The following is a 21,197-nucleotide window of genomic DNA, read 5'->3' as shown; positions in this document are numbered from 1 at the left end:
AAGACCGGGACGGATCAGGCGCCGCGCGCCGCCGCGCCTATCCCTAAAACAGTTGTTTGAATTCTCCCGAAAGTGCGCGACAAAGGACGCCAGAGAAAAACTGTTGGGAGCGACCCATGACCATGACCGCCGACCGGCCCGCCGGCGCCGCCGCCCAGGCCCAGTCCAGCTTCGGCCTCTCGCCGCAGGACGAGCTCAACGACCTGCGGATGTCCGACAAGGCGCTCCCGCTCTACAACAAGGTGAAGGAGTTCATCCGCGAGGTGGCCGAGCCGGCCTCCGAGGAGTGGCACCGCCTGGGCGAGGGCCGTCCCGACATCTGGCAGTACGCGCCGGGCCAGCTCGAAGTGCTGGAAGCCGCCAAGGAGAAGGCCAAGGCCGCGGGCCTGTGGAACTTCTTCCTGCCCAACGCCGAGACGGGTGAAGGCCTCTCCAACCTCGACTACGCCTACATCGCCGTCGAGCTGGGCAAGGTGCGCCTCGCCTCAGAGATCATGAACTGCGCCGCCCCCGACACCGGCAACATGGAGGTGCTGGAGCGCGTCGGCACGCCCGAGCAGAAGAAGCAGTGGCTGGAGCCCCTCCTCGAAGGGAAGATCCGGTCGGCCTACTGCATGACCGAGCTCAACACCGCCAGCTCGGACGCCAAGAACATCGACACCCGCGCCGTCCGCGTGGGCGACGAGTACATCATCAACGGCGAGAAGCACTACATCTCGGGCGCCGGCAGCCCGCGCTGCAAGGTCATGATCTGCATGGTCCGGACCGGCGGCGACCACGATCCGCCGCACCTCCAGCAGTCGCAGATCCTTGTGCCGCTGCCCTGCCCGGGCGTCGAGATCGTCCAGGGCCAGCAGGTGTTCGGCGACCCTGACGCGCCGCACGGCCACATGCACATCCGGTTCAACAACGCCCGCGTCCCGGCCTCGAACATGCTGCTCGGCGAAGGCCGCGGCTTCGAGATCAGCCAGCTGCGCCTGGGCCCCGGCCGGATCCACCACTGCATGCGCGCCATCGGCTCGGCCGAGAAGGCGCTGGACCTGATGGTGACCCGCGGCATGAGCCGGGTGGCGTTCGGCAAGCCGATCATTCAGCTCGGCGGCAACATCGAGCGCGTCAGCCGCGCCCGCATCGAGATCGAGGCCATGCGCCTGATGGTGCTCAAGGCGGCCAAGGCGATGGACGTCCTGGGCAACCGCGAGGCCCGCGTCTGGATCCACATGGTCAAGGCGATGGTGCCCGAGAAGGTGTGCCAGATCATCGACCAGGCCATCCAGATGCACGGCGCCCTGGGCGTGTCGCAGCACACGCCGCTCGCCCGCATGTACGCCAACACCCGCACCCTGCGGATCGCCGACGGCCCGGACGAGGTGCACCACATGGTGGTGGGCCGCAACGAGCTGCAGCAGTACCGCGAGATGCCCGACGACCGCGGCGCCTCCGCGGCCGTGTTCCGGAACTAGCCGCGCCGCCCCGGCGACGCCTCGAGGGAGCCCCCGTGCCAACGGGGGCTCCTTTTCGTTGGGGGCGTCCCGCTCGCCGCGCAGTCCTCCCCCACAGGGGGAGGGGGGCGATCCGCGGCGCTCAAGACCCCTCCACCATGCTGACGCATGGTCCCCCTCCCCTTGCAGGGGAGGACCAACACCGCGCCCCCTTCCTCTCCCGCTCGCGGGAGAGGGGGACCGCCCGCCGAAGAGCGGGTGGTGGAGAGGGCAAGCGGCGGCCCCGGCGCGGGGGACGACCTTCGAGATGCTGCCCCAGAGGCGGCAGCGCATTTCCCCGCGGGCTGACGCATTGAGATATGGGTCAGGGGTTCGGACCCCCACGTCTGGTCGAAACGCCCGCCCCCAGCCAAACTTCCCACCTCCCGTCCCACCCCCAACCATGCTGAAATCCCGCAAAACACGGGGAGGGCTGGGATGAAGATGGTTCTGATGGCGGCGGCCGCGGGCGTGGCGCTGATGGCGGCGCCGGGGCTGGCGAGCGCCGAGACGGCCTGCGCTGACCTCAAGGCCGTGAAGCTGCCGCACGCCGAGGTGACGGCGGCGAGCGTGGAGACGGCGGGCGGCGCCGAGCTGTGCAAGGTCTCGGTGGTCAGCCGCCCGACCCGCGACTCCGAGATCGGCATCGAGGTCTGGATCCCGGCGGGCGCGGCGTGGAACGGCAAGTTCGTCCAGCTGGGCAACGGCGGCTTCGCGGGCTCGATCAACTCGGGCTACCTGCGACGCGTCGCGCAGTCGGGCTATGCGGTCGCCGGCACCGACAACGGCCACCGCGCCATCGGCACCTCGGCGTCCTGGGCGCTGGGCCATCCCGAGAAGCTGGTGGACTACGGCTGGCGCTCGCTGAAGGAGACCACCGACGCCGCCAAGGCGCTGATCAAGGCGCAGAAGGCGGGCGGGCCCAGGCTCTCGTACTTCATGGGCTGTTCCGACGGCGGCCGCGAGGCCTTGATGGAGGCCCAGCGGTTCCCCGCCGACTTCGACGGCATCGTGGCGGGCGCGCCGGCCAACTACATGAGCCTCCTGTTCGGCAACGGCGCGGCCCAGCAGCAGGCGCTGGCCCGGCCCGGGGCCTACCTGGACAAGCCGGCCCTGGAGCTGCTGCAGGCGCGCGCGCTGAAGGACTGCGGGGGCGAGGCCTTCGTCCGCGATCCCGCCGCGTGCCGGTTCGATCCCGGGGTGCTCCAGTGCAAGGCCGGTCAGGCGGGAGGCTGCCTCACCGCGCCGCAGGTGCGCGCGGCCCGCGAGATCTACGCCGGCCGGAAGGACCCGCGCACGGGGCGGATCGCGCTGCCCGGGATCTCGCCGGGGGCCGAGGCGCTGACCGGCGGCTGGCAGGCCTGGATCACCGGGCCCAGCCAGGACCGGAACTGGCAGGCGGCCGGCTACCAGTTCGCTTCCAACGCCTTCAAGTACTTCGCCTTCGGGGACCCCGCGTTCGACTTCCTGACGCTGGACCTGGGGGCCCAGTTCGACCGGGCGAAGGCCAAGATGAGCCCGATCATCGACTCCGACGATCCGGACCTGGCGGCGTTCAAACGGCGCGGCGGCAAGCTGATCCAGTACCATGGCTGGAACGACCCCGCGATCCCGGCCGCCTCGTCGATCGTCTACTACGAGGACGTCCGTCGCACGATGGGCGACGTGGGCGGGTTCTACCGCATGTACCTGGTCCCCGGGATGCTCCACTGCGGCGGCGGGGCGGCGCCGGCCAACGTCGACTGGCTGGCGACGCTGGACGCCTGGGTCGTCGACGGCAGGGCGCCCGGCGGGCTCACCGCCACCGGCGCCGGCGGCGCGACCCAGCAGCTCTGCCCGTACCCCTCCGTCGCGCGCAAGGACGCCGGCGGCGCCTGGAGCTGCCCGGCCCCGAAGCGGCGGTAGCGGCCGCAGTCCTCCCCCCCCAGTCCTCCCCCGCAGGGGGAGGGGGACCGCCGAAGGCCGTGGAGGGGGGCTGCCGCCAGCGCCACCGACCCCTCCACCCTGCTGCGCGGGTCCCCCTCCCCTTGCAGGGGAGGACCAAGCGCGTCTCCCCAGTTTGCGGTCAAGCCGACCACCCCGCAGGCCATCCGCCCGGCCCCGCGGCGTCCCCCGGCGGGTCAGAGATCTCTGCGCCCTCTGGGCTCTTATCCGCGCCCTCCGCGGTTCAATCGAGCGCCTGTGGCGTCCATACGGAAGCCCCGCCCCGCAGATGCTCCCCCCCTGGGGGAGCTCGCGAAGCGAGAGGGGGTGGCGGCGCCCGCGCCCGCCAAGGTAGCGCTTGCCGCGGCGGCGGTGTAAGCCGGCCTGGCCTTGCGTTACGCAGCCACCGATACCTCGCCCGACCGCGGTCGTGGCCCCCGCGGCGCTCGCCCGATGCGGCTTGCAGCGCCCTCTCCGTCCCGCGCGCGACGCGCAGTTGATGAGCGACCGGAGGCGGCCTGTGCCCGTCCTCCGGAGCCCATCGCAACTCCGGAGGATTTCCATGACCCCTCTTTCCGCGGCCTTCGTGGTCGCCATGGCCTTCCTGACGGCCACGCTCTCGGGCGTGTTCGGCATGGCGGGCGGACTGGTGCTGATGGGCGCGCTGGCGCTCGTCCTGCCCGTCCAGGCGGCCTTCGTGACCCACGGGCTGCTGCAACTCGTGGCGAACGGCTGGCGCGCCATCCTGCATCGTAGGCACGTCCGCTGGGACATCGTCGGGTGGTACGCGGCGGCCTCGGCGATCGCCATGGCCGTCGTGCTGGCGCTCTCGTTCGTGCCGTCCAAGCCGCTCCTGTTCCTGCTGCTGGGCCTGGTGCCGTTCCTGACCTGGCTGCCGCAGCGCTGGATCAACCTCGATGCGGCGCGGCCGCCGCAGGCCTTCGCCTCGGGGCTGGCGGTGACGGGCGTGAACCTGACGGCGGGCGTGGCCGGGCCGCTGCTCGACATCTTCTTCGTCAAGACCGAACTGAACCGCCACGCCATCGTGGCCACCAAGGCGGCCACCCAGGTGTTCGCCCATCTCGCCAAGATCGTCGTCTACGGCTCGCCGCTGGCGCTGGGGTCCACAGCCGGCGTGGGCCTGCCGCCCTGGTGGGTCTTCGCGCTCGCCGTGCCGCTGTCGATGGCGGGGACCGCCGTGGGCGGCCGGATCCTGGACCGGATGAGCGACGTGAACTTCAAGCGCTGGACGCGCTGGATCGTGACCGCGGTGGGCGTGGCCTACCTGATCCAGGCGGCCCAGCTCTTCGCCGCCGGCGGCTAGAAAAAAGGCCGGGCGCGAGGCCCGGCCAAGTTCTTAGGGAGGAAACGCCCAGGAATGGGCACGCCTCACATATGTCGCCCGGCCGCCGCTGCAAGGGCTGCGGGCGCCGCTTTTTTCCGACGGCCCCGCATCCCGCGGAAGTGGTCTGGCGCTTGGCCGGAAATTGGTCGTTTGGACCAGACCACCAAGCCGGTATGGCGGCCTCTTAACCGCTAGGGGGCCCGCCATGGATCTCAGACCTGAAGTGCTCGCGAACGCCCACGTCCGCCTCGAACCCTTCGCCGAGGCCCACAAGGCCGGCCTGCGCGCCGCCTGCGACGCCGACCCCGGGACCTGGAACGAGCTCTACCCCTACACGATGCTGGGCGACGGCTTCGACGCCCAGTGGGCGCGCCTCACGCGGGAAGCCGAGGCCGGCCAGACGATCCCCTACGCGGTGGTCGCGGACGGCGCCTGCCGCGGCATGACCACCCTGATGGCCATCGACCGGCTCCACGGCACGGTGGAGATCGGCGGCACCTACTACGACCCCGCAGTCCGGGGCGGCGCGGTGAACCCCTCCGCCAAGCGCCTCCTGCTCGGCCACGCCTTCGACAGCGGCGCGATGCGGGTGCAGTTCTGCGTCGACGCCATCAACGCCCGCAGCCGCGCGGCGGTCCTGAAGCTGGGCGCCGTTCAGGAGGGCGTCCTGCGCAAGCACCGCAGGACCTGGACCGGCCGCATCCGCGACACCGTCTTCTTCTCGGTCACCGACGAGGAGTGGCCGGCCGTCCGCGGCCGCCTCGACGCCCGCATCGCCGCGTTCGCATAGGGCCCGCCGGCGCCCCCGGCCGAGCGCGCGCGGAAAGTGGCGCGCGGCGTGCCATGACTTGGCCCGAAGCGCGCGGTCCGGCATGTTCGGCCCAAATGGGGGAGGGGCGAATGGGCGAGCCGAGGATCGGGCGGACGGTGGCGGAGTCGACGCCCCATTGGCCGCAGGCGCCCAGGCCGCCCAAGGGCGCGCCGAACATCCTGGTCATCCTGTTCGACGACGTGGGGTTCTCGGACTTCGGCTGCTACGGCTCGCCCATCCGCACGCCCAATATCGACCGGCTGGCGGCCGAGGGCCTCCGCTAAGCCGGGTTCCACACCACGGCCATGTGCTCGACCACCCGCGCCGCGCTGCTCACGGGCCGCAACCATCACTCGGTGGGCATGGGGTGCCTGGCCAACTTCGACTGCGGCTTTCCCGGCTACCGGGGGAAGCTCGCGCGCGAGGCGGCCACGCTGCCCGAGATGCTGCGCCCCCACGGCTACCGCAACTACATGCTGGGCAAGTGGCACGTGACCCGGCTGACGGAAACCGGACCGACGGGCCCCTTCGACGGCTGGCCGCTGGGCCGCGGGTTCGATCGTTTCTACGGCTTCATGGACGCCGAGACGGACCAGTATGCGCCCGAGTTGGTGCGCGACAACACGCCGATCACGCCGCCGGGGACCTACGAGACCGGCTATCACCTGACCGCGGACCTGACCGACGAGGCGATCCGCTACATCGCGGACCATGTCGCCGACGCGTCGGACGTCCCATGGCTCTGCTGGTTCGCGCCCGGCGCCTGCCACGCGCCGCATCAGGCGCCTGCCGACCTGATCCGGAGCTACGACGCCGTCTTCGAGCGCGGCTGGGACGTGGAGCGCGAGGAGCGCCTGGCCCGGCAGAAGGCCATGGGCCTCGTGCCGCCGGACACCCGGCTGCCGCCGCGCAACGACGGCGTCCGCCCCTGGGACAGCTACCCCGAGGACGAGCGGCGGCTGATGACGCGCCTGCAGTCGGCCTTCGCCGCGATGCTGGAGCACACGGACCAGCACATCGGCCGCCTGGTCGCCTTCCTGGAGGACGCCGGCCTGCGCGACGACACGCTCATCCTGGTGATGTCCGACAACGGCGCCAGCCAGGAGGGCGGGCCGCAGGGGTTCGTCAACGCCATGGGGCCCTTCAACTTCCGCGGCGAGCCGATGGCCGAGAAGATCGCGCGGATCGACGACATCGGCGGGCCCGACACCCACTCCAACTTCCCGCACGGCTGGGCGATGGCCTCGAACACGCCGCTGCGCCGCTACAAGCAGAACACCCATGGCGGCGGCATCCGCGATCCGCTGGTGATCTCGTGGCCGAAGGGGATCGCGGCGCGTGGCGAGATCCGCCCCCACTTCGCCGCGGCCTGCGACCTGGTCCCGACGCTGCTGGAGGTCATCGGCATCGGCCCGCCCGACGAGGTGCAGGGGGTGAAGCAGATTCCGCTCGAGGGCGAGAGCTTCGCGGCCAGCCTGCGCGACGCGGCCGCTCCGGCGCGGAAGAGCCCGCAGTACTTCGAGATGTTCGGCCACCGGGGCCTCTGGCAGGACGGCTGGAAGGCCGTCGCGTTCCATCCGCCGGGATCGTCCTTCGACGACGACGTGTGGGAGCTGTTCCACCTCGACGCCGACTTCTCGGAGAGCGACGACCTGGCGGCCGCCGAGCCTGCGCGCCTGTCCGCGATGATCGACGAGTGGTGGCGGCAGGCCGAGGCGCACCAGGTCCTGCCCCTCGACGACCGCTTCGGGCCGCGCATCATCGAGTACGCCGCCCGCTTCCAGGCGAACCGGCGCCGGTTCGTCCTGCACAACGGCATGGGCCACCTGCCCACCGACGTGGCCCCTGACGTCCGCGCCCGCAGCTACCGCATCGAGGCCCACGTGGGTCTCACGCCCGGCTGCGAAGGCGTCCTCATCGCGCACGGCGACGCCACCAGCGGCTACAGCCTCTACGTCAAGGACGGCCGGCTGCACCACACGCTGAACATCGGCGGCCAGAAGACCACCGTCAGCTCCGGTCCGCTGCCGCCGACCGCCGCCCGGCTGGGCGTCTCGTCCGTGCGCAGCGAGGCGGGGCCGCGCACCTTCACCCTGACCGTGGACGGCGAGCCGGCGGGCGAGACCGTCGCCACGACCGGGTTCGCGACCTTCATTTCCTGGTCCGGGCTGGACATCGGCCTGGACCGCGGCAGCCCGGTCGCCGACTATCCGGCGCCGTTCGCCTTCACGGGGCAGCTCTCGAAGGTGACCGTCGCCATGGATCCCGACCAGGCGCTCGACGGCGAGGCGGTGGGGCAGGCGGAGATGGCGCGGCAGTAGGCCGCCGGGGAGGCCGCATGATCGTCGAGATGAGGACCTACACGCTCGCCGTGGGCGCGACCGCCCGCTACTTCAAGATCTACGGCGAGAAGGGCGCTCCGGTGCAGAAGCGCATCCTGGGGCACATGGTGGGCTACTATTCCATCGAGGTGGGCGAGCTCAACAAGGTCATCCACCTGTGGGCCTACGCCGACATGGAGGATCGGGCTCGCCGCCGGGCGGAGCTCTGGAGCGATCCGGAGTGGCTGGGGTACGTCAAGGAGATCGCGGGGCTGGTGACGGCGCAGGAGAACCAGATCCTCACGCCCGCTCCCTTCTTCCAGCTGCCCCCGCCGGCCTGAGGCGTTTGACTCCGCGGCCGCGAACCCCGACCTAAGCGCCATGATCGACGACCTCTACTCGGGCAAGGTCCTGCGGCTCGCCGCCGAGACGCCGCGGCTGGGACGGCTGCCCGACGCGCACGCCTCGTCCGAGAAGGTCTCGAAGCTCTGCGGCAGCCGGGTGGTGGTGGACGTCAAGGTCGAGGGCGACCAGGTCAGCGACTTCGCCCAGGACGTGAAGGCCTGCGCCCTGGGCCAAGCGGCGGCCTCGGTGCTGGGCGCGAACGTGATCGGCGCCAGTCTTTCCGAGCTGGAGGGAACCCGGGACGCCTTTCGCGCGATGCTGAAGGCGGGCGGGCCCGCGCCCGAGGGCCGGTTCGCCGATCTGGCGCTGCTGGCCGCGGTGAAGGATTATCCCGCCCGTCACACCTCGACGCTGCTCGCCTTCGAGGCGGCGGCCGAGGCGGTGCGCGAAGCGGTCGCGCGGAATGGGGAGCGCAGAGCCTGATGCCGGACTTCATCTTCCTGCACCATGACGACGCGTCCGGGGACGGCGGGCTCGACTGGGACCCCTACCTCACGCGCCTTCGCGAGGCGGGCGTGTTCCAGGGCGGCAGCGAGATCGGCGACGGCGAGTGCGTGAAGAAGTCGGGCGCCGCGCCCGAGCCCACGGCCCACATCTCCGGCTTCATCCGCGTCACCGCCAAGGATTTCGCCGCCGCGCGGAGCCTGCTGTCCGGCAACCCGGTGTTCGAGGCCGGGGGAACGGTGGAGATCCGCGAGCTTCCCCGGGGCTGACGCAGCGGAGCTCCTCCAAACAAGATCTCGCACGTGGATCTGGGTCCCGGCATTCGCCGGGACGGTCGGGAGCCTTTGAATCCCTGATATCGAATTGAGCCGGCTCTAGGCCCGGACCGTGAGCTCGGCGATGCCGATCCCGCCCTCGCCCTTCAGGGCGTAGAGCAGGTACACGCGCCCGTCCTCCTCGTAGATGCACGGGTCGCGCAGCTGGTTCACCGGGTGGAAGACGGCGCTGCGGTACGAGCGCTCGACGGGCAGGTCAGCGCCCTCCCACGGCCGTTCCGGCCGCATCACGACAACCGGCTCGCTGGCCTTCCAGCCCATCCAGTCGCCCGAGATGTCGATGGTCGAGGCCAGGATGCTCTCGGGCGCGTCGCCCACCCGCGTCCAGAAGACGTGAAGGGTGTCGCCGCGCAGCAGGAGCGCGCTGTGGCGCTGGTTCGTCGGGAACAGGCGCGGACCCGTCTCCCAGTCGGTGAACCCGTCTCTCGAGCGAAGGAACAGTCCCGGCATGGCCTGGGCGTAGACCCAGCCCTGGTGGCGGAAGACGCGCATGTAGGAGGGGCCGATCCGGCCCGTGACGGGCTTGAAGTTCACGCCGTCGGGCGAGACGGCCGCCTTGCTGTACTGCTCGTTGAGACCGCCCAGGCCGTGGAAGTACATGACGATCCGGCGGCCGGCCTCGTCCACATGCACGTCGGGCGAGGCCAGGTGCGGCAGGGTCGCATCGTCGATCGGGGCGGGGATGCCCGGCGTGCCGGGCGGCGCCCGGTCGGCCCCGCCGCCGGCGGCCTGCAGTCTCGCCAGCTGCTCCGGCGTCGCCTGGGGCGGCGTCGTGGGCAGGCCCGACTGGGCCAGTTGCAGCGAACCCGGCGCGTGGATTTTCCAGGGGCCTTCGAGCCGGTCGGCGTAGGCGAGCCGGATGTAGTCGCCCTTGTGGTCGGCGAAATAGAGGTAGTAGCGCCCCATCCGGCCGGGCAGCCAGTCCGGGGCGCGGATCAGCGACGGGCCCTCGATGTTGGCGCCCATGCGGGCGTCCATGCCGGGCGTGATGATCGGACGGTCCACCAGCCGGCGGACCGTGTAGCGCGCGCCGGCGGCGAGGGCGGGCGATGCGCCCATCGCAAGGCCGAATCCCGCCAGCGCCCCTCGCCGTGACATCATGCTTCCGTCTCCGTCAGGTCAGAACCGCGCACGCGCCTCCACGGCGATCGTCCGCGGCTCGTTGAGGGCGCACCGCAGCACCGTACCCCCCGTGGCGGGGTTGTTGAGTCCGAAAGCTGCGTTGTTCGGCTGATTGAAGATGACCACGCAGTAGTCTTCCTTGGTCAGGTTCTGGCCGGTCAGGGCCAGCTCCCAACGCTGCTCGGGGCCGCGGATCGCCAGCCGTGCGCCGAACTGGGCGTAGCCGCCCTGCACGGCGTCCGGGTTGTTGTCGCCGGACGCGCTCAGGTTCTGGCTGCTCGTGAAGGCCATGTCGCCCCGGGCCAGCCAGGTCATGCCGTTCGGCAGGTCGCCCACGTACTGCGCCGAGGCCGCGCCCTGCCACTTCGGCGAGAAGGGCAGCCGCTCGCCGGTGAGGTCCTGGATAGCCGTGAAGGCCGGAAGCGGCGGCGCGCCGCGGAAGTCCGTGTACTTGGAGTCCAGGTAGGCGGCGGAGAACGTCAGGGTCAGGGGCGGAAGGGGTCGGCCGACGAGGTCGAACTCGACGCCCTGCTGGCGCACTTCGCCGTTGTTGCGGACCCGGAACTGCAGGCCGTCGTAGCTGCGGAACTGGAACTCCGCGATGTCCGTCCGGTAGACCGTGGCGTTGGCCTGCAGCCGGCGGTCGAAGAACTCGGACTTGATCCCCACCTCGTAGTTCTTGGTGGTCTCGGGGTTGAACGTGCGGTTGACCGCCCCGACGGGGCCCGTCGTGCCGGGGCTGGCGTCGAAGCCGCCCGATTTGAAGCCCGTGGCGTAGCTGGCGAACAGCATGACGTCGTCGTTCGGCCGGTAGCTGACGTTGAACCGGTAGGTGATCTTGTCCTTGTTGTGGGTGAGCGGAGTCACCTCGGGGGCCTGGGCCGCCGCCGGGTTCAGGGTCACGGCGCGGAAGATGCCGTCCTTGTCGTCCTTGGAGTACCGGAGGCCGGCGGTCACCGACAGCTGCTCGGTGATGTTGTACGTGCCCTGGGCGTAGGCCGCGTAGGATTTGGTGGTCTGGCTGAAGAACGACTTCGAGGCGTCCTTCAGCGGGTTCGCCTGGCACAGCGCCACGCGGGCGGCGGTGCTGGTGTTGCGCAGGAACACCGAGCAGAAGGCGGGGAACAGGTCGCCCGCCTGGTTAATGTCGTAGTCCTCTTCGTAGTAGTAGAGGCCCGCCACGAAGTTCGCCTTACCGGCCAGCAGGTCCTTCGGCGAGAGCAGCTGAAGCTCCTGCGAGTGGCTCTGGCTGTCGAAGGTCGACTGCCGGGTCTGGAACGGCTGCGGCACATAGATGCCCGAGTCCTGGTACTGGCGGTCGTGCCAGTCGCGGTAGCCGCTCAGCAGCTTGACGGTGAAGCCGGACGGCAGGTCCCAGGTCAGGTCGCTGGAGACGCCGGTCTGGTAGTCCTGGAGGTCGCCCTCCTCGTTCTGGAAGACGCGCCGGCGGTAGGTGCCGGTCAGGTAGGGGGTCTGGCCCGTCAGCGGTCCGGCCTGATCCGGGTCCAGGCGCGTGCGGAAGTTGGCCGCCGCCGTCGGCGTGACGGTCTTCTCGATGACGGTGGGCGCGATCTGGCCGTCTCCGGTCAGGTGCTGGTAGTCGCCCTTCAGGGTCCAGGTCAGCTCCGGGACGATCTCCCACTTCACGCTCACGCGCGAGGAGAAGCCCTTGTTGCGGCCGACCCGCTTGCCGGTCAGGTCGTTGCGGGTGAAGCCGTCGCCCTCGAAAGCCAGGAGCGAGACCCGCGTCGACAGCGTCTCGTTGATCGGCATGTTCACGATCGCCGAGGCCCGGTTGCGGCCGTAGTTGCCGATCGAGCCGAAGACCTCGGCCGTGAAGTCCGGGCCGGGATCGGTCGTGCGCAGGAGCAGCGCGCCCACCGAGGCGTTGCGCCCGAAGAGCGTGCCCTGCGGCCCGCGCAGGACTTCGACCGAGCTGATGTCGTTGAGGCCCGAGAGGAGCGCGCCGATGCGCGGGACGTAGATGCCGTCCAGGAAGAAGCCGACGCTGGGCTCGATGGCGGTGTTGCCGGCGGTGCCGATCCCGCGGATCTGGACCCGCGTGTTGGTGACCTGGCCCGAGGTGGACAGGCTCAGGTTGGGGGTGATGCGCCGCAGGTCGCGCACATCCTGCACGCCGGCCGCCTCGAGGGCCTTGCCGCTGAACGCGGTGACCGAGATCGGAACGTCCTGCACGTTCTCGGCCCGCTTCTGGGCGGTGACGACGACCTCCTCGACGCCGACGCCGGTGTCGGCGGCCTGGGCATGGGCGGCGGCGGGCGCCAGCAGCGCCAGCGACACGGACCCAAGAAGCATGGAACGAAGCATCTACCCCTCCTCGCAGCGCTGGACGCGCTTGCCTTTATGCGCATAAAGTACCGATGGCTGCGGATGCTGGCAAGCGGGCCGGCGCAGCGTCCAGGGGGGTCGCATGGGGCCAGGAGTCGCGGTCCGTCGCCGCCACGCCGACCATGACGCTCGCGACCAGCTGGTCGAAGCCGCCCGCGCCGAGATGACCGAGGCGGGCTCCCCGAACGTGTCGCTCCAGTCGATCGCGCGCCGCGCAGGCGTGACCGCGCCGCTGGTGACCTATCACTTCGGGACGAAGGAAGCGCTCTTCCTGGAGCTCGCGCGCCGCGACATGGAGCCGGCGATCCGCCAGCTCGAGCGCCTCGCCGCGTCGGACGCCGATCCGAAGGAGAAGCTGCGGCTGCACATCCTGGGCATCGTCCGCAACTATGCCCGCAAGCCCTACCTCAACGGGCTCCTGAACCTCCTCCTGCACGACGAGTCGTCCGACACCTCGAGGACCATCGCGCGCGACATGGTCGAGCCCCTGACCGGCGCCCTCCGCACGATCCTCGAGGATGGCATCCGCGCGGGCCTCTTCCGGCCCGTCGACCCGAGGATGGCCTATCTGATGATCGTCGGCGCGTGCCAGTACGCCTTTTCCAGCAAGCTGAGCGTCACCAGCGTCCTGCCCGACGCAGGATCCCCGCAGACGACCGACGCCTACGGACGCGCCGTCGCGGAGACGTTTCTCAGGGGCCTCGCCGCCGGCTAGTTGGCGGGTCCGCGGCCCTCGCTCCATTTGCGGAGCGCCGCGGCCATGGGGGACTCGAAGGCCCGCACATGAAGACGGTCCCGGACCGCCTCGAGCTGCAGGCCCATCAGCCCCTCCCAGTCGACGCCGAGGAGAAGCGGCGTCTCGCGCCCGTGCATCCAGCCCTTGAAGATGGAGTCCAAGACCAGTTCCAGCCCCTGCGGCCGGTCGATCGCGATCGTCATCACGGTGAGGCCCACCACCAGCGCCGAGAAGGGGTGCCGGAACTGCCCCATCTGGAACGCCGCCAGCGCGATGTCGTCGAGCTGCCCGGCCGAGTACCCCCCCACCACCGCCCAGATGAGGTGGCACTGCAGCGCACGCGCGTTGGTGTAGTCGAGCGGTGCGGGCAGGTCGGCGAGACCGAGTTCGTCGGCGCCGGCAATCTCCCCCGTTCGTCCCCTTGCAGCCATCTCCAGCCGCAGCATCCCGCCCAGGGTGCTCGGAGGATAAGCCGCCAGACGGTCCGGATCGAACGGCCGTGTCGGCAGGCCGCTCGAGGCCGCGGACCCGACGCCCCGCACGTCGCGCGCCGCCGCGGCGGCCCGCACGTTGAGCTCGGGGCTCAGCAGCCCCGCAAGGCGCATGATCTCCTCGGCGAAGGCGACCCGCTGGCGCGAGGCCGCAGGGACGTCCATCACATCCCAGAGGGTCCGCCAGAAGTCGTCGCTGGGCGCGAGCGCGGTCGCGCCGCGGAAGTTGGGGGCGAACACCGGACCGTTGAGCCAGCCGTTCGCCGCATTGTCATAGACGTCCGCCATGCGGGAAGGGTCGCAGATGGCCACGTGCAGGAGCTTGGCGGCCAGCGCGCGCAGACCGACGCCCGTCACCTCGCGCCGGAGACCGGAGGCGAGCGCGCCGGCGTCCCCCGCGCCGGACGTCACCATCCGTTCGAACGCGGCGCGCGTCCTGGTCTCTATCACGCTTCCCCCCCGCGTGGCCCGTGTCGCCCGCGTTTTGAGAACCTTGGTTCGCATTAGGGCCAAGCTTGGCCGCTGTGTCCACCAACGCGCAGTTGCCGCGACTCGCGGGGCGGCGCGGAGGTTCCGTTGCCGTGCGGCCTGTGGTACACGCCCGCCTTCGAGTTCGCCTTGGATTCCGCCATGCTTCGTGCGTCGGACATCGTTGCCCGCCTCGACCGGCCGCGGACGCCGGCGACGGCGACTGCGCGAACTATGACCGCCGGCGCGGCTTGAACCTCTCGGGGTCTTGGGCGTAAGCCCGGGCCTGCAATCGCAAGTCCGCAGCCGGCATGAGCTTCTACGAGAGATGCGTCAGAGGCCTTCTACGCGCCTACAAGCTGACGCTGTCGCCGCTGATCGGGCGGCACTGCCGGTACTTCCCGACATGCTCGGAGTACGCCGCGCAGGCCCTGATCGGCCACGGCCCCTGGCGGGGGAGCGTGCTCACCGTCCGGCGGCTGTGTCGTTGCCATCCCTGGGGCGGATCGGGCTGGGACCCGCCGCCGCCTCCGCGCCCAAAGGCCGAGCGCCGGGCGCGCGACTGGAAGTGTGAAGAGACATGATCGACCTGATTTTCCCCGACGGTTCGAAACGCGAGTTCGAGCCCGGCGTGACGGGCCGCGACGTGGCGGCCTCGATCGCCCCATCGCTGGCCAAGCGCGCCATCCTGGTGAAGCTGGACGGCGAGCTCCTGGACGTGGAGCGGCCGCTGGAGCGAGGCGGCCGGTTCGAGATCCTCGACCGCAACGCCCCCGAGGCGCTGGAGACGATCCGCCACGACGTCAGCCACATCCTGGCCGAGGCGGTGCAGGAGCTGTTCCCCGGCACGCAGGTGACCATCGGCCCGGCGATCGAGGACGGCTTCTACTACGACTTCGCTCGCGACGAGCCGTTCAGCCTGGATGACTTGGCCAGGATCGAGCAGCGCATGAAGGAGATCGTCGACCGCGACGAGCCGATCCGGCGCGAGGTCTGGAACCGCCAGGAGGCGATCGCCCACTTCCGGTCGATCGGCGAGGAGTACAAGGCGCAGATCATCGAGGGCATTCCCGGCGAGGAGCCCATCACGGTGTACCGCCAGGGCCAGTGGAAGGACCTGTGCCGCGGGCCGCACCTCCCGTCGACGAAGGCGGCCGGCAAGGCGTTCAAGCTGACGAAGCTGGCGGGCGCCTACTGGCGCGGCGACAGCAACAACCCGATGCTCCAGCGCATCTACGGCACCGCGTGGGCGAGCGAGGCCGACCTCGAGGCCTACCTGAAGCGGGTCGAGGAGGCCGAGAAGCGCGACCACCGCAAGATCGGCCGGCAGATGGACCTCTTCCACATGCAGGAAGAGGGCCGGGGCATGGTCTTCTGGCACGAGAAGGGCCTGACCCTGTGGCGCACGGTGGAGGCCTACATGCGCCGCCGCCTGGCCGACGCCGGCTACGTGGAGGTCCGCACGCCGCAGGTGCTGGACCGCGTCTTCTGGGAAAAGTCGGGCCACTGGGAGAACTACCGGCCCAACATGTTCGTCTGCGAGACGGTCGAGGGCGAGGAGCTGGCCCTGAAGCCGATGAACTGCCCGGGCCACATCCAGATCTTCAGCTTCGGCCAGAAGAGCTACCGCGACCTGCCGCTGCGGATGGCCGAGTTCGGCGCCTGCCACCGGTACGAGCCGTCCGGCGCCCTCCACGGGCTGATGCGGGTGAGGGCGTTCACGCAGGACGACGCGCACATCTTCTGCCGCGAGGACCAGATCGTCGACGAGGTGGCCTCGTTCATCGAGCTGGCCACGTCGATCCACGAGGACTTCGGCCTGGTGCGCGACCACATCACGCTGGGCACGCGGCCCAACCCGCGCGCCGGCACGGACGCGTTCTGGGACATGGCCGAGGCGCAGCTCCTGGACGCCGCCCGCAAGGCGGGCGTCGAGCCGGTGGTGGCCGAGGGCGACGGGGCCTTCTACGCGCCGAAGCTCGACTTCCAGCTCAAGGACGCCATCGGCCGGTCTTGGACGTGCGGGACGATCCAGAACGACTACGTGCTGCCGGACCGGCTGGGCGCCGAGTTCGTCGGCGAGGACGGGCAGAAGCACAAGCCGGTGATGCTGCACCGGGCGATCCTCGGGTCGTTCGAGCGTTTCCTCGGCGTGCTGATCGAGAACTACGCCGGCGCCTTCCCGCTGTGGCTCTCGCCGGTGCAGGTGGTGGTGGCGACGATCACGTCCGACGCCGACGACTTCGCCCTGAAGGCCGCCGCCCGCCTGCGCGCGGCCGGCCTGCGGGTCGAGACGGACCTGCGCAACGAGAAGATCAACTACAAGATCCGCGAGCACAGCCTGGCGAAGACGCCGGTCATCGCCGTCGTCGGCCGTCGTGAGGCGGAAGAGGGCAAGGTGGCCCTGCGGCGCCTCGGTTCCGACGGCCAGCAGATCCTGGGGCTGGACGAGGCCTGCAACGTCCTTGCCTTGGAGGCCCTTCCGCCGGACATTGCCCGGGGACGGGGGCATGACGCAGCGACCGTGGGGACGGCCGCCGGCGGGGAGGTTGGATGAACGGCGTCGTCGCCCCGGTGATCGCTGCGGAAGCTGCGCCGGCGGGAGAGATCCTGCGGTCGCGCCGCAGCGTGTCGGTGGTGATGGTGACCTACTTCACGGGCGAGGCGCTCACCGAGAGTCTCGCCTGCGTCCTGAGCGACCCGCTGGTGGACGAGTTCGTCATCGTGGACAACGGCTCGGCCCCGGCCGAGGCCGCGCACCTGCGGGATCTGGCCGAACGGGACGCGCGGGTGACGGTCGTGAGCGGCCACGGCAACGTCGGTTTCGCCCGGGCGGCCAACCTGGGCGCGCGGACCGCCAGGGGCGAGCTGATCGTCTTCCTCAACCCCGACGCCTTCCTGCAGCCGGGCTGTATCGCGGCCCTCGCGCGCGAGATCGAGGGCCGGCCGATCCCCTGCATCGTGGGCGGCCGGGTGCTGAATCCGGACCGCACCGAGCAGCGCGGCGCGCGGCGCGGCGAGATCACGCCGCTGTCCGCGCTCATGAGCATGAGCGGCCTCGCGAAGAGCGTGCCGGCGCTTGGCCGCTACGAGGTGCACTGGGAGGGCGAGCGCCTGCCCGACCGCGCGGCGCCTGCGCCGACCATCTCGGGCGCGTGCTTCTGCATGCGGCGCGAGGACTTCGACTACGTCGGCGGCTTCGACGAGGACTACTTCCTGCACGTGGAGGACGTCGACCTCTGCTGGCGCGTCCGGCAGATGGGCGGCGAAGTCCTGTTCCACCCCCAGGCCGAGGTGATCCACATCGGCGGCACCAGCCAGACCAGTCCGCTGAAGGTCGAGTTCCACAAGGGCGTGGGCCTGGCCCGCTACTTCCGCAAGCGCGCCGAGACGGGCGGGCAGAAGCTGGGCGCCTGGCTGCTGGCGCCGCTGGTCGTCGCAGCCGCCGTGGCCCGCCCCCTCGTGCGGCGGCTTCAGCGCGGCAGGTAGGCGTTCGGCTCCACGAGCTTGAGGCCGGGGGTCTCGGCCACGCACTGGCGCAGCAGGAAGGTGTGGCCGGCGCCGTAGAACACCACGACGCGGTCGCCCGGCTTCGCCGCCTGGACCAGGTTGGCGCAGATCGCGAAGTTGCGCCGATACCAAGCGGTGAGCAGGTCCACGCCCGGCTGCTCGGTCCCGCCGCCGACGCGCGCCATGGCGCGATAGAACGCGTTGTCCCGGGCGATCCGGACGGGATCGTTCAGATAGCGCAGTGTGGGCGCGACGCCCCTCGCTCGGAGCAATCCGCTCTGCTCGGCTACCTGCGCGGCGATCTCGCGCTCGGCGTCGTTGAGCACGCCGGTCTGGCCGTGCGCCTGGGCGTAGGCCTGGACAGCCTCGTAAGGGAAGTCTCCCTCCACATCGATGCCGATCATGCGGGCGCCGGTCTGCTTCGCCAGGCGGAAGCCGAGCTGCACCACCTCGTTTCTCGACGCGGGGAGAGCGCCCTCCAGGTACGTGGCATAGCGCTCGGCCACGGTCCCGGCCGGCCACTCGGCCGCGACCACCGTGGGCCGGAACCTCGCCAGCCCGTCGGTCACGCGCTGGATCTCCGCCTGGCGGGCCGGCGTGAGGACGTCATCGACCTCTGTGTTGTGCAGGTCCGCTCCCGGGTTGGACATGTGGAAGTCGCCCACGATCATGACCTCGACGGGGGGCGAGGCCGCTTCGGCGACCAGCGGCGCGGCCGCCACGGCGCAGGAGGCGGTCAGACTGGCGAGCAGGGGCAGGACGTCTTGCATGACGACCGGCCGAATAGCTGCGCCGCGTCGGCGCGCACAGTTAAGTCTTGTTCAGCTGGCCGCCTCGGCCCGCGCCTGGGGAAACGCACCGGCGCGCGCCACCGAGGAGGCCACGCGCTTGCCCAGCTTCTCCGAGGCCCAGTTGCCGATCTCGATGAGCTGGCCCAGGTCGTAGCCCGTCTCGAAGCCCGCGCGCTCCAGCATGTAGACGAGATCCTCGGTGCCGATGTTGCCCGTGGCGTTGGGGGCGAACGGGCAGCCGCCCAGGCCGCCGACGCTGGCGTCCAGGATATCGACGCCCGCCTCCACGCCGGCGAAGGCGTTGGCCAGCCCCGTGTTCCGGGTGTCGTGGAAATGCAGGCGCAGCGGGATGTGGCCCGCGGCCTTCCGGGCGGCTTCGACGCGGCGGCGCACCGTCCACGGGTCGGCGACCCCGATCGTGTCGGCCAGCGCGATCTCGGCCACGCGCATGTCGGCCGCCGCCCTGACGATCTCGACCACGCGCTCTTCCGGCACCTCGCCCTCGAACGGACAGCCGAAGGCCACCGAGACCGTCATGGTGACCGGCGGGTCCTCCTTGCGGCGGACGCCCATGATGTTCGCCAGGGCCGTGACCTGCTCGTCGACCGAGGCGCCCTGGTTGCGGATGCCGAACCCGTCGGTGGCGCAGACCACCACATTGGCCTCGTCGCAGCCCGCGTCGAGGCAACGCTCCCAGCCGCGCATGTTCAGCACCAGGCCGATGCGCGAGCGCCCGTCCTTGTGGGGCAGGGCGGCCATGATCTCCTCGGCGCCGGCCATCTGCGGCACGCGCTTGGGATTGACAAACGAGACCACCTCCATGCGCCGCGCGCCGGCGGCCTCGAGCCGCTGGATCATCTCCAGCTTCTCGCCGACGTCGAACAGCGTCTTCTCGTTCTGCAGGCCGTCGCGGGGCCCCACTTCGACGATCTCGATCCGCCGCGTCATCGTCCTGCCTCGTCCGCCATCTTCGCCGCCACTTCGGGCGCCACATAGACCCTAAGCGCCATCGGATCACCCTTGGAGTAGTTGACCCCGGTCACCTCGGCGACCTGCCTGGCCTGGACGCCGCGGGCGGCGAGCTGCCGGCGGAACTCGGCCTCCTCGCGCGCCTCGACGATCGCGGGCCGCCTCTCCAGAACGGCCTGGGCCGCCTCGGCCGGGCCGTCGAGTTCGGTTGCGGTGCCCAGCGCGAACACCAGGCTCGGCTCGGCGAAGCCGGCGACGGCCACCGGCGCTTCGGCCAGTCCCTGCCTGGGAAGCAGCCGGGCCTCGTCGAGCGCCCGCTCCAGCCGCGGCGAGAGCCACAGCGGTTCGAGCCGCGGGGCCACGCCGGCCGCCAGCACGCCGTGTCCGAACAGGCCCAGGACCAGCGCCGCGGCGGCGGCAGGTTCGGGCGCCCGGCGCAGCATCAGGTAGGCGCTGGCGAGCCCCGCGGCGGCCAGCAGCGCGGCGGCCACCGTCGCCGGCCAGGCGTCGGCCGTGTCCCCGTACTGCGACAGCAGGTAGAAGATGCCCGCGGCGAGGCCCAGGCCCACCGCCCCGGACAGGGCGGCCCCCAGCCACCGGACGGGGCCGGCGAGCGGCTCGGCGAGCGCCCGCGCCGCCAGCCAGGCCAGGGGCGCATAGGCCGGCATCAGGTAGTGCGGCAGCTTGGTGGGCAACAGCTCGAAGGCGATCCACGTCGGCACGAGCCAGGCGACGGCGAAGCGGACTCCCGGCTCGTCCCGGCGCCGCCACGCCACCAGCGCGGCGGCGGGCAGCAGCACGGTGATCGGGAAGGCCAGGATGGGGGTCAGGAGCGCATGGTAGCCGGGCGGCGCGCCGTGGGTTTCCTGCCCCCCGGCGAGCTTCGGCGCGAGGTCCGAGCCCACCGCCTCGGTCCAGAACCCGCCGTCGGTCGCCACCGTGACGGCTCCGGCCCAGGGGCCGGCCACGGCGAGGATGATGACCAGTCCCCACCACCATCTCAGGTCGGCGAGCCAGCCCGCACGGCGGTCCCACAGGGCGAGGGTGACGATGGTCAGGGTCGCGACCAGCAGGCCGACCGGTCCCTTGATGAGGATGGCGGCCGCCAGGGCGCCCCAGAAGATCCAGACCGCGCCGCGGGACGAGGCCGGGCCGCCCCGGTGCGCGGCGTAGATGCGTCCCAGGGCCGCGAGCGCCAGCGTCGTCGCGCCCGCGAGCGCCGCGTCGGTCTTGGCGATGAAGGCTTCGGTGGAGAGCAGGAAGCTGGCGCCCAGCAGCGCGCCCGCCACCAGCCCCGCGCGGGCCCCGAAGAACGCGGACGCCCCCCAGGCGCAGGCCGCGGCCGCCAGCATGGCCCCCAGCAGCGACGGGAGCCGGTAGGCCCAGATCTGCCGCGCTTCCGGCGCGGAGACGGCGCGCACGCTGACCGCCTGAAGCCAGTGGATGCCCACCGGCTTCTTGAACCGGGGCGCGTCCTGAAAGCGGATGACCACATAGTCGCCGCTCTCGATCATCTGGGCCGTGGCCTGGGCGAAGCGGCTCTCGTCGCGATCCAGCGGCGGCACCGCGACCAGGCCCGGCAGGCCGGCGAGGAAGGCGATGAACGCCGCCAGCGCCGGGCCGCGCCAGCCCCCGCTCCACCGATCCAGCCTCTCGCCCAGCGTCATCCCGCCCAGATAGCACGATCCTTTCCCGC

17 protein-coding genes and 1 pseudogene are annotated in these 21,197 nt (G+C 71.1%); 12 read left to right on the top strand and 6 right to left on the bottom strand.

The genetic code is table 11. From position 1 onward, the window contains the following. Positions 1-116: 116 nt before the first annotated feature. The 8 genes and pseudogenes from JNK30_RS17040 (at position 117) to JNK30_RS17005 (ending at position 8,999) form a co-directional block, all read left to right on the top strand. Positions 117-1,463, top strand: a complete 1,347-nt coding sequence (locus JNK30_RS17040; RefSeq protein ID WP_293483999.1) for an acyl-CoA dehydrogenase family protein — start codon at positions 117-119, stop codon at positions 1,461-1,463. A gap of 456 nt (positions 1,464-1,919) precedes the next feature. After that, positions 1,920-3,386 (top strand): tannase/feruloyl esterase family alpha/beta hydrolase, encoded by a 1,467-nt coding sequence (locus tag JNK30_RS17035; protein WP_293483997.1) that lies wholly within the window; start codon positions 1,920-1,922, stop codon positions 3,384-3,386. A gap of 580 nt (positions 3,387-3,966) precedes the next feature. Then, on the top strand, positions 3,967-4,728 hold the full coding sequence (locus tag JNK30_RS17030; protein ID WP_293483995.1) for a sulfite exporter TauE/SafE family protein: 762 nt from the start codon (positions 3,967-3,969) through the stop codon (positions 4,726-4,728). A gap of 226 nt (positions 4,729-4,954) precedes the next feature. Next, positions 4,955-5,539, top strand: coding sequence for a GNAT family protein (locus JNK30_RS17025; protein WP_293483993.1), 585 nt, complete (start codon positions 4,955-4,957; stop codon positions 5,537-5,539). A gap of 53 nt (positions 5,540-5,592) precedes the next feature. Continuing rightward, positions 5,593-7,881: pseudogene (locus JNK30_RS17020) on the top strand (sulfatase-like hydrolase/transferase). A 17-nt stretch (positions 7,882-7,898) separates the two neighbouring features. Beyond that, positions 7,899-8,222 (top strand): NIPSNAP family protein, encoded by a 324-nt coding sequence (locus JNK30_RS17015; protein WP_293483991.1) that lies wholly within the window; start codon positions 7,899-7,901, stop codon positions 8,220-8,222. Between the two features lie 40 nt (positions 8,223-8,262). After that, positions 8,263-8,709 (top strand): iron-sulfur cluster assembly scaffold protein, encoded by a 447-nt coding sequence (locus tag JNK30_RS17010; RefSeq protein WP_293483989.1) that lies wholly within the window; start codon positions 8,263-8,265, stop codon positions 8,707-8,709. Further along, positions 8,709-8,999 (top strand): hypothetical protein, encoded by a 291-nt coding sequence (locus JNK30_RS17005; RefSeq protein ID WP_293483987.1) that lies wholly within the window; start codon positions 8,709-8,711, stop codon positions 8,997-8,999. Before JNK30_RS17010 ends, JNK30_RS17005 begins: the two co-directional genes overlap by 1 nt. Positions 9,000-9,104: 105 nt before the next feature. Here JNK30_RS17005 and JNK30_RS17000 read toward each other — a convergent pair whose 3' ends face one another. Then, positions 9,105-10,166 (bottom strand): hypothetical protein, encoded by a 1,062-nt coding sequence (locus JNK30_RS17000; protein WP_293483986.1) that lies wholly within the window; start codon positions 10,164-10,166, stop codon positions 9,105-9,107. Positions 10,167-10,184: 18 nt separating this feature from the next. Further along, positions 10,185-12,515 (bottom strand): TonB-dependent receptor, encoded by a 2,331-nt coding sequence (locus JNK30_RS16995; RefSeq protein WP_293483984.1) that lies wholly within the window; start codon positions 12,513-12,515, stop codon positions 10,185-10,187. Between the two features lie 103 nt (positions 12,516-12,618). Here JNK30_RS16995 and JNK30_RS16990 point away from each other — a divergent pair, with 103 nt between their 5' ends. Further along, positions 12,619-13,251, top strand: coding sequence for a TetR family transcriptional regulator (locus JNK30_RS16990; protein WP_293483982.1), 633 nt, complete (start codon positions 12,619-12,621; stop codon positions 13,249-13,251). Here JNK30_RS16990 and JNK30_RS16985 read toward each other — a convergent pair. Further along, on the bottom strand, positions 13,248-14,213 hold the full coding sequence (locus tag JNK30_RS16985; protein ID WP_293483980.1) for a hypothetical protein: 966 nt from the start codon (positions 14,211-14,213) through the stop codon (positions 13,248-13,250). The two genes, JNK30_RS16990 and JNK30_RS16985, sit on opposite strands and share 4 nt — an antisense overlap. A gap of 329 nt (positions 14,214-14,542) precedes the next feature. On the opposite strand from JNK30_RS16985, the gene yidD reads away from it, so the two are divergent. Genes yidD through JNK30_RS16970 form a run of 3 tightly spaced genes read left to right on the top strand, consistent with a single transcriptional unit; the run spans position 14,543 to position 17,720 of the window. Further along, positions 14,543-14,815, top strand: coding sequence for a membrane protein insertion efficiency factor YidD (gene yidD, locus JNK30_RS16980; protein ID WP_293483978.1), 273 nt, complete (start codon positions 14,543-14,545; stop codon positions 14,813-14,815). Beyond that, entirely contained in the window at positions 14,812-16,788 is a 1,977-nt protein-coding gene (gene thrS / locus JNK30_RS16975; RefSeq protein WP_293483976.1) for a threonine--tRNA ligase, read from the top strand. The genes yidD and thrS overlap by 4 nt, the downstream gene beginning before the upstream one ends. Next, the gene (locus JNK30_RS16970; RefSeq protein WP_293483974.1) at positions 16,785-17,720 is read left to right on the top strand and encodes a glycosyltransferase family 2 protein; all 936 of its coding nucleotides are present in this window, start codon (positions 16,785-16,787) and stop codon (positions 17,718-17,720) included. Before thrS ends, JNK30_RS16970 begins: the two co-directional genes overlap by 4 nt. On the opposite strand, the gene JNK30_RS16965 is transcribed toward JNK30_RS16970, so the two are convergent. Genes JNK30_RS16965 through JNK30_RS16955 form a run of 3 tightly spaced genes read right to left on the bottom strand, consistent with a single transcriptional unit; the run spans position 17,705 to position 21,168 of the window. Continuing rightward, a complete protein-coding gene (locus JNK30_RS16965; RefSeq protein WP_293483972.1) occupies positions 17,705-18,511 on the bottom strand; it encodes a DUF5694 domain-containing protein in 807 nt (268 codons plus the stop codon). The genes JNK30_RS16970 and JNK30_RS16965 overlap by 16 nt on opposite strands. A gap of 51 nt (positions 18,512-18,562) precedes the next feature. Beyond that, positions 18,563-19,480: a hydroxymethylglutaryl-CoA lyase gene (locus JNK30_RS16960; RefSeq protein ID WP_293483970.1), complete on the bottom strand. Its 918-nt coding sequence runs from the start codon at positions 19,478-19,480 to the stop codon at positions 18,563-18,565. Next, positions 19,477-21,168 carry a glycosyltransferase family 39 protein gene (locus JNK30_RS16955; RefSeq protein WP_293483968.1) on the bottom strand — a complete coding sequence of 564 codons (1,692 nt, stop codon included), beginning with the start codon at positions 21,166-21,168 and terminating at the stop codon, positions 19,477-19,479. The genes JNK30_RS16960 and JNK30_RS16955 overlap by 4 nt, the downstream gene beginning before the upstream one ends. Positions 21,169-21,197: the final 29 nt, after the last annotated feature.

Source organism: Phenylobacterium sp. (assembly GCF_016793225.1).
In the GTDB taxonomy this organism is placed as follows: Bacteria; Pseudomonadota; Alphaproteobacteria; order Caulobacterales; family Caulobacteraceae; genus Phenylobacterium.
The sequence above is the reverse complement of the archived record's forward strand: the minus strand, read 5'-3'. Positions and strand labels throughout refer to the sequence as shown.

Bases quoted from the DNA above. Each gene is read 5' to 3' on its own strand.
- JNK30_RS17005 (WP_293483987.1), top strand. From the start codon at position 8,709: ATGCCGGACTTCATCTTCCTGCACCATGACGACGCGTCCGGGGACGGC.
- JNK30_RS16990 (WP_293483982.1), top strand. From the start codon at position 12,619: ATGGGGCCAGGAGTCGCGGTCCGTCGCCGCCACGCCGACCATGACGCT.
- JNK30_RS17000 (WP_293483986.1), bottom strand. From the start codon at position 10,166: ATGATGTCACGGCGAGGGGCGCTGGCGGGATTCGGCCTTGCGATGGGC.
- JNK30_RS16970 (WP_293483974.1), top strand. From the start codon at position 16,785: ATGAACGGCGTCGTCGCCCCGGTGATCGCTGCGGAAGCTGCGCCGGCG.
- JNK30_RS17025 (WP_293483993.1), top strand. From the start codon at position 4,955: ATGGATCTCAGACCTGAAGTGCTCGCGAACGCCCACGTCCGCCTCGAA.
- yidD (WP_293483978.1), top strand. From the start codon at position 14,543: ATGAGCTTCTACGAGAGATGCGTCAGAGGCCTTCTACGCGCCTACAAG.
- JNK30_RS16955 (WP_293483968.1), bottom strand. From the start codon at position 21,168: ATGACGCTGGGCGAGAGGCTGGATCGGTGGAGCGGGGGCTGGCGCGGC.
- JNK30_RS17030 (WP_293483995.1), top strand. From the start codon at position 3,967: ATGACCCCTCTTTCCGCGGCCTTCGTGGTCGCCATGGCCTTCCTGACG.
- JNK30_RS17035 (WP_293483997.1), top strand. From the start codon at position 1,920: ATGAAGATGGTTCTGATGGCGGCGGCCGCGGGCGTGGCGCTGATGGCG.
- JNK30_RS17040 (WP_293483999.1), top strand. From the start codon at position 117: ATGACCATGACCGCCGACCGGCCCGCCGGCGCCGCCGCCCAGGCCCAG.
- JNK30_RS16965 (WP_293483972.1), bottom strand. From the start codon at position 18,511: ATGCAAGACGTCCTGCCCCTGCTCGCCAGTCTGACCGCCTCCTGCGCC.
- JNK30_RS17010 (WP_293483989.1), top strand. From the start codon at position 8,263: ATGATCGACGACCTCTACTCGGGCAAGGTCCTGCGGCTCGCCGCCGAG.
- JNK30_RS16995 (WP_293483984.1), bottom strand. From the start codon at position 12,515: ATGCTTCGTTCCATGCTTCTTGGGTCCGTGTCGCTGGCGCTGCTGGCG.
- JNK30_RS16960 (WP_293483970.1), bottom strand. From the start codon at position 19,480: ATGACGCGGCGGATCGAGATCGTCGAAGTGGGGCCCCGCGACGGCCTG.
- thrS (WP_293483976.1), top strand. From the start codon at position 14,812: ATGATCGACCTGATTTTCCCCGACGGTTCGAAACGCGAGTTCGAGCCC.
- JNK30_RS17015 (WP_293483991.1), top strand. From the start codon at position 7,899: ATGATCGTCGAGATGAGGACCTACACGCTCGCCGTGGGCGCGACCGCC.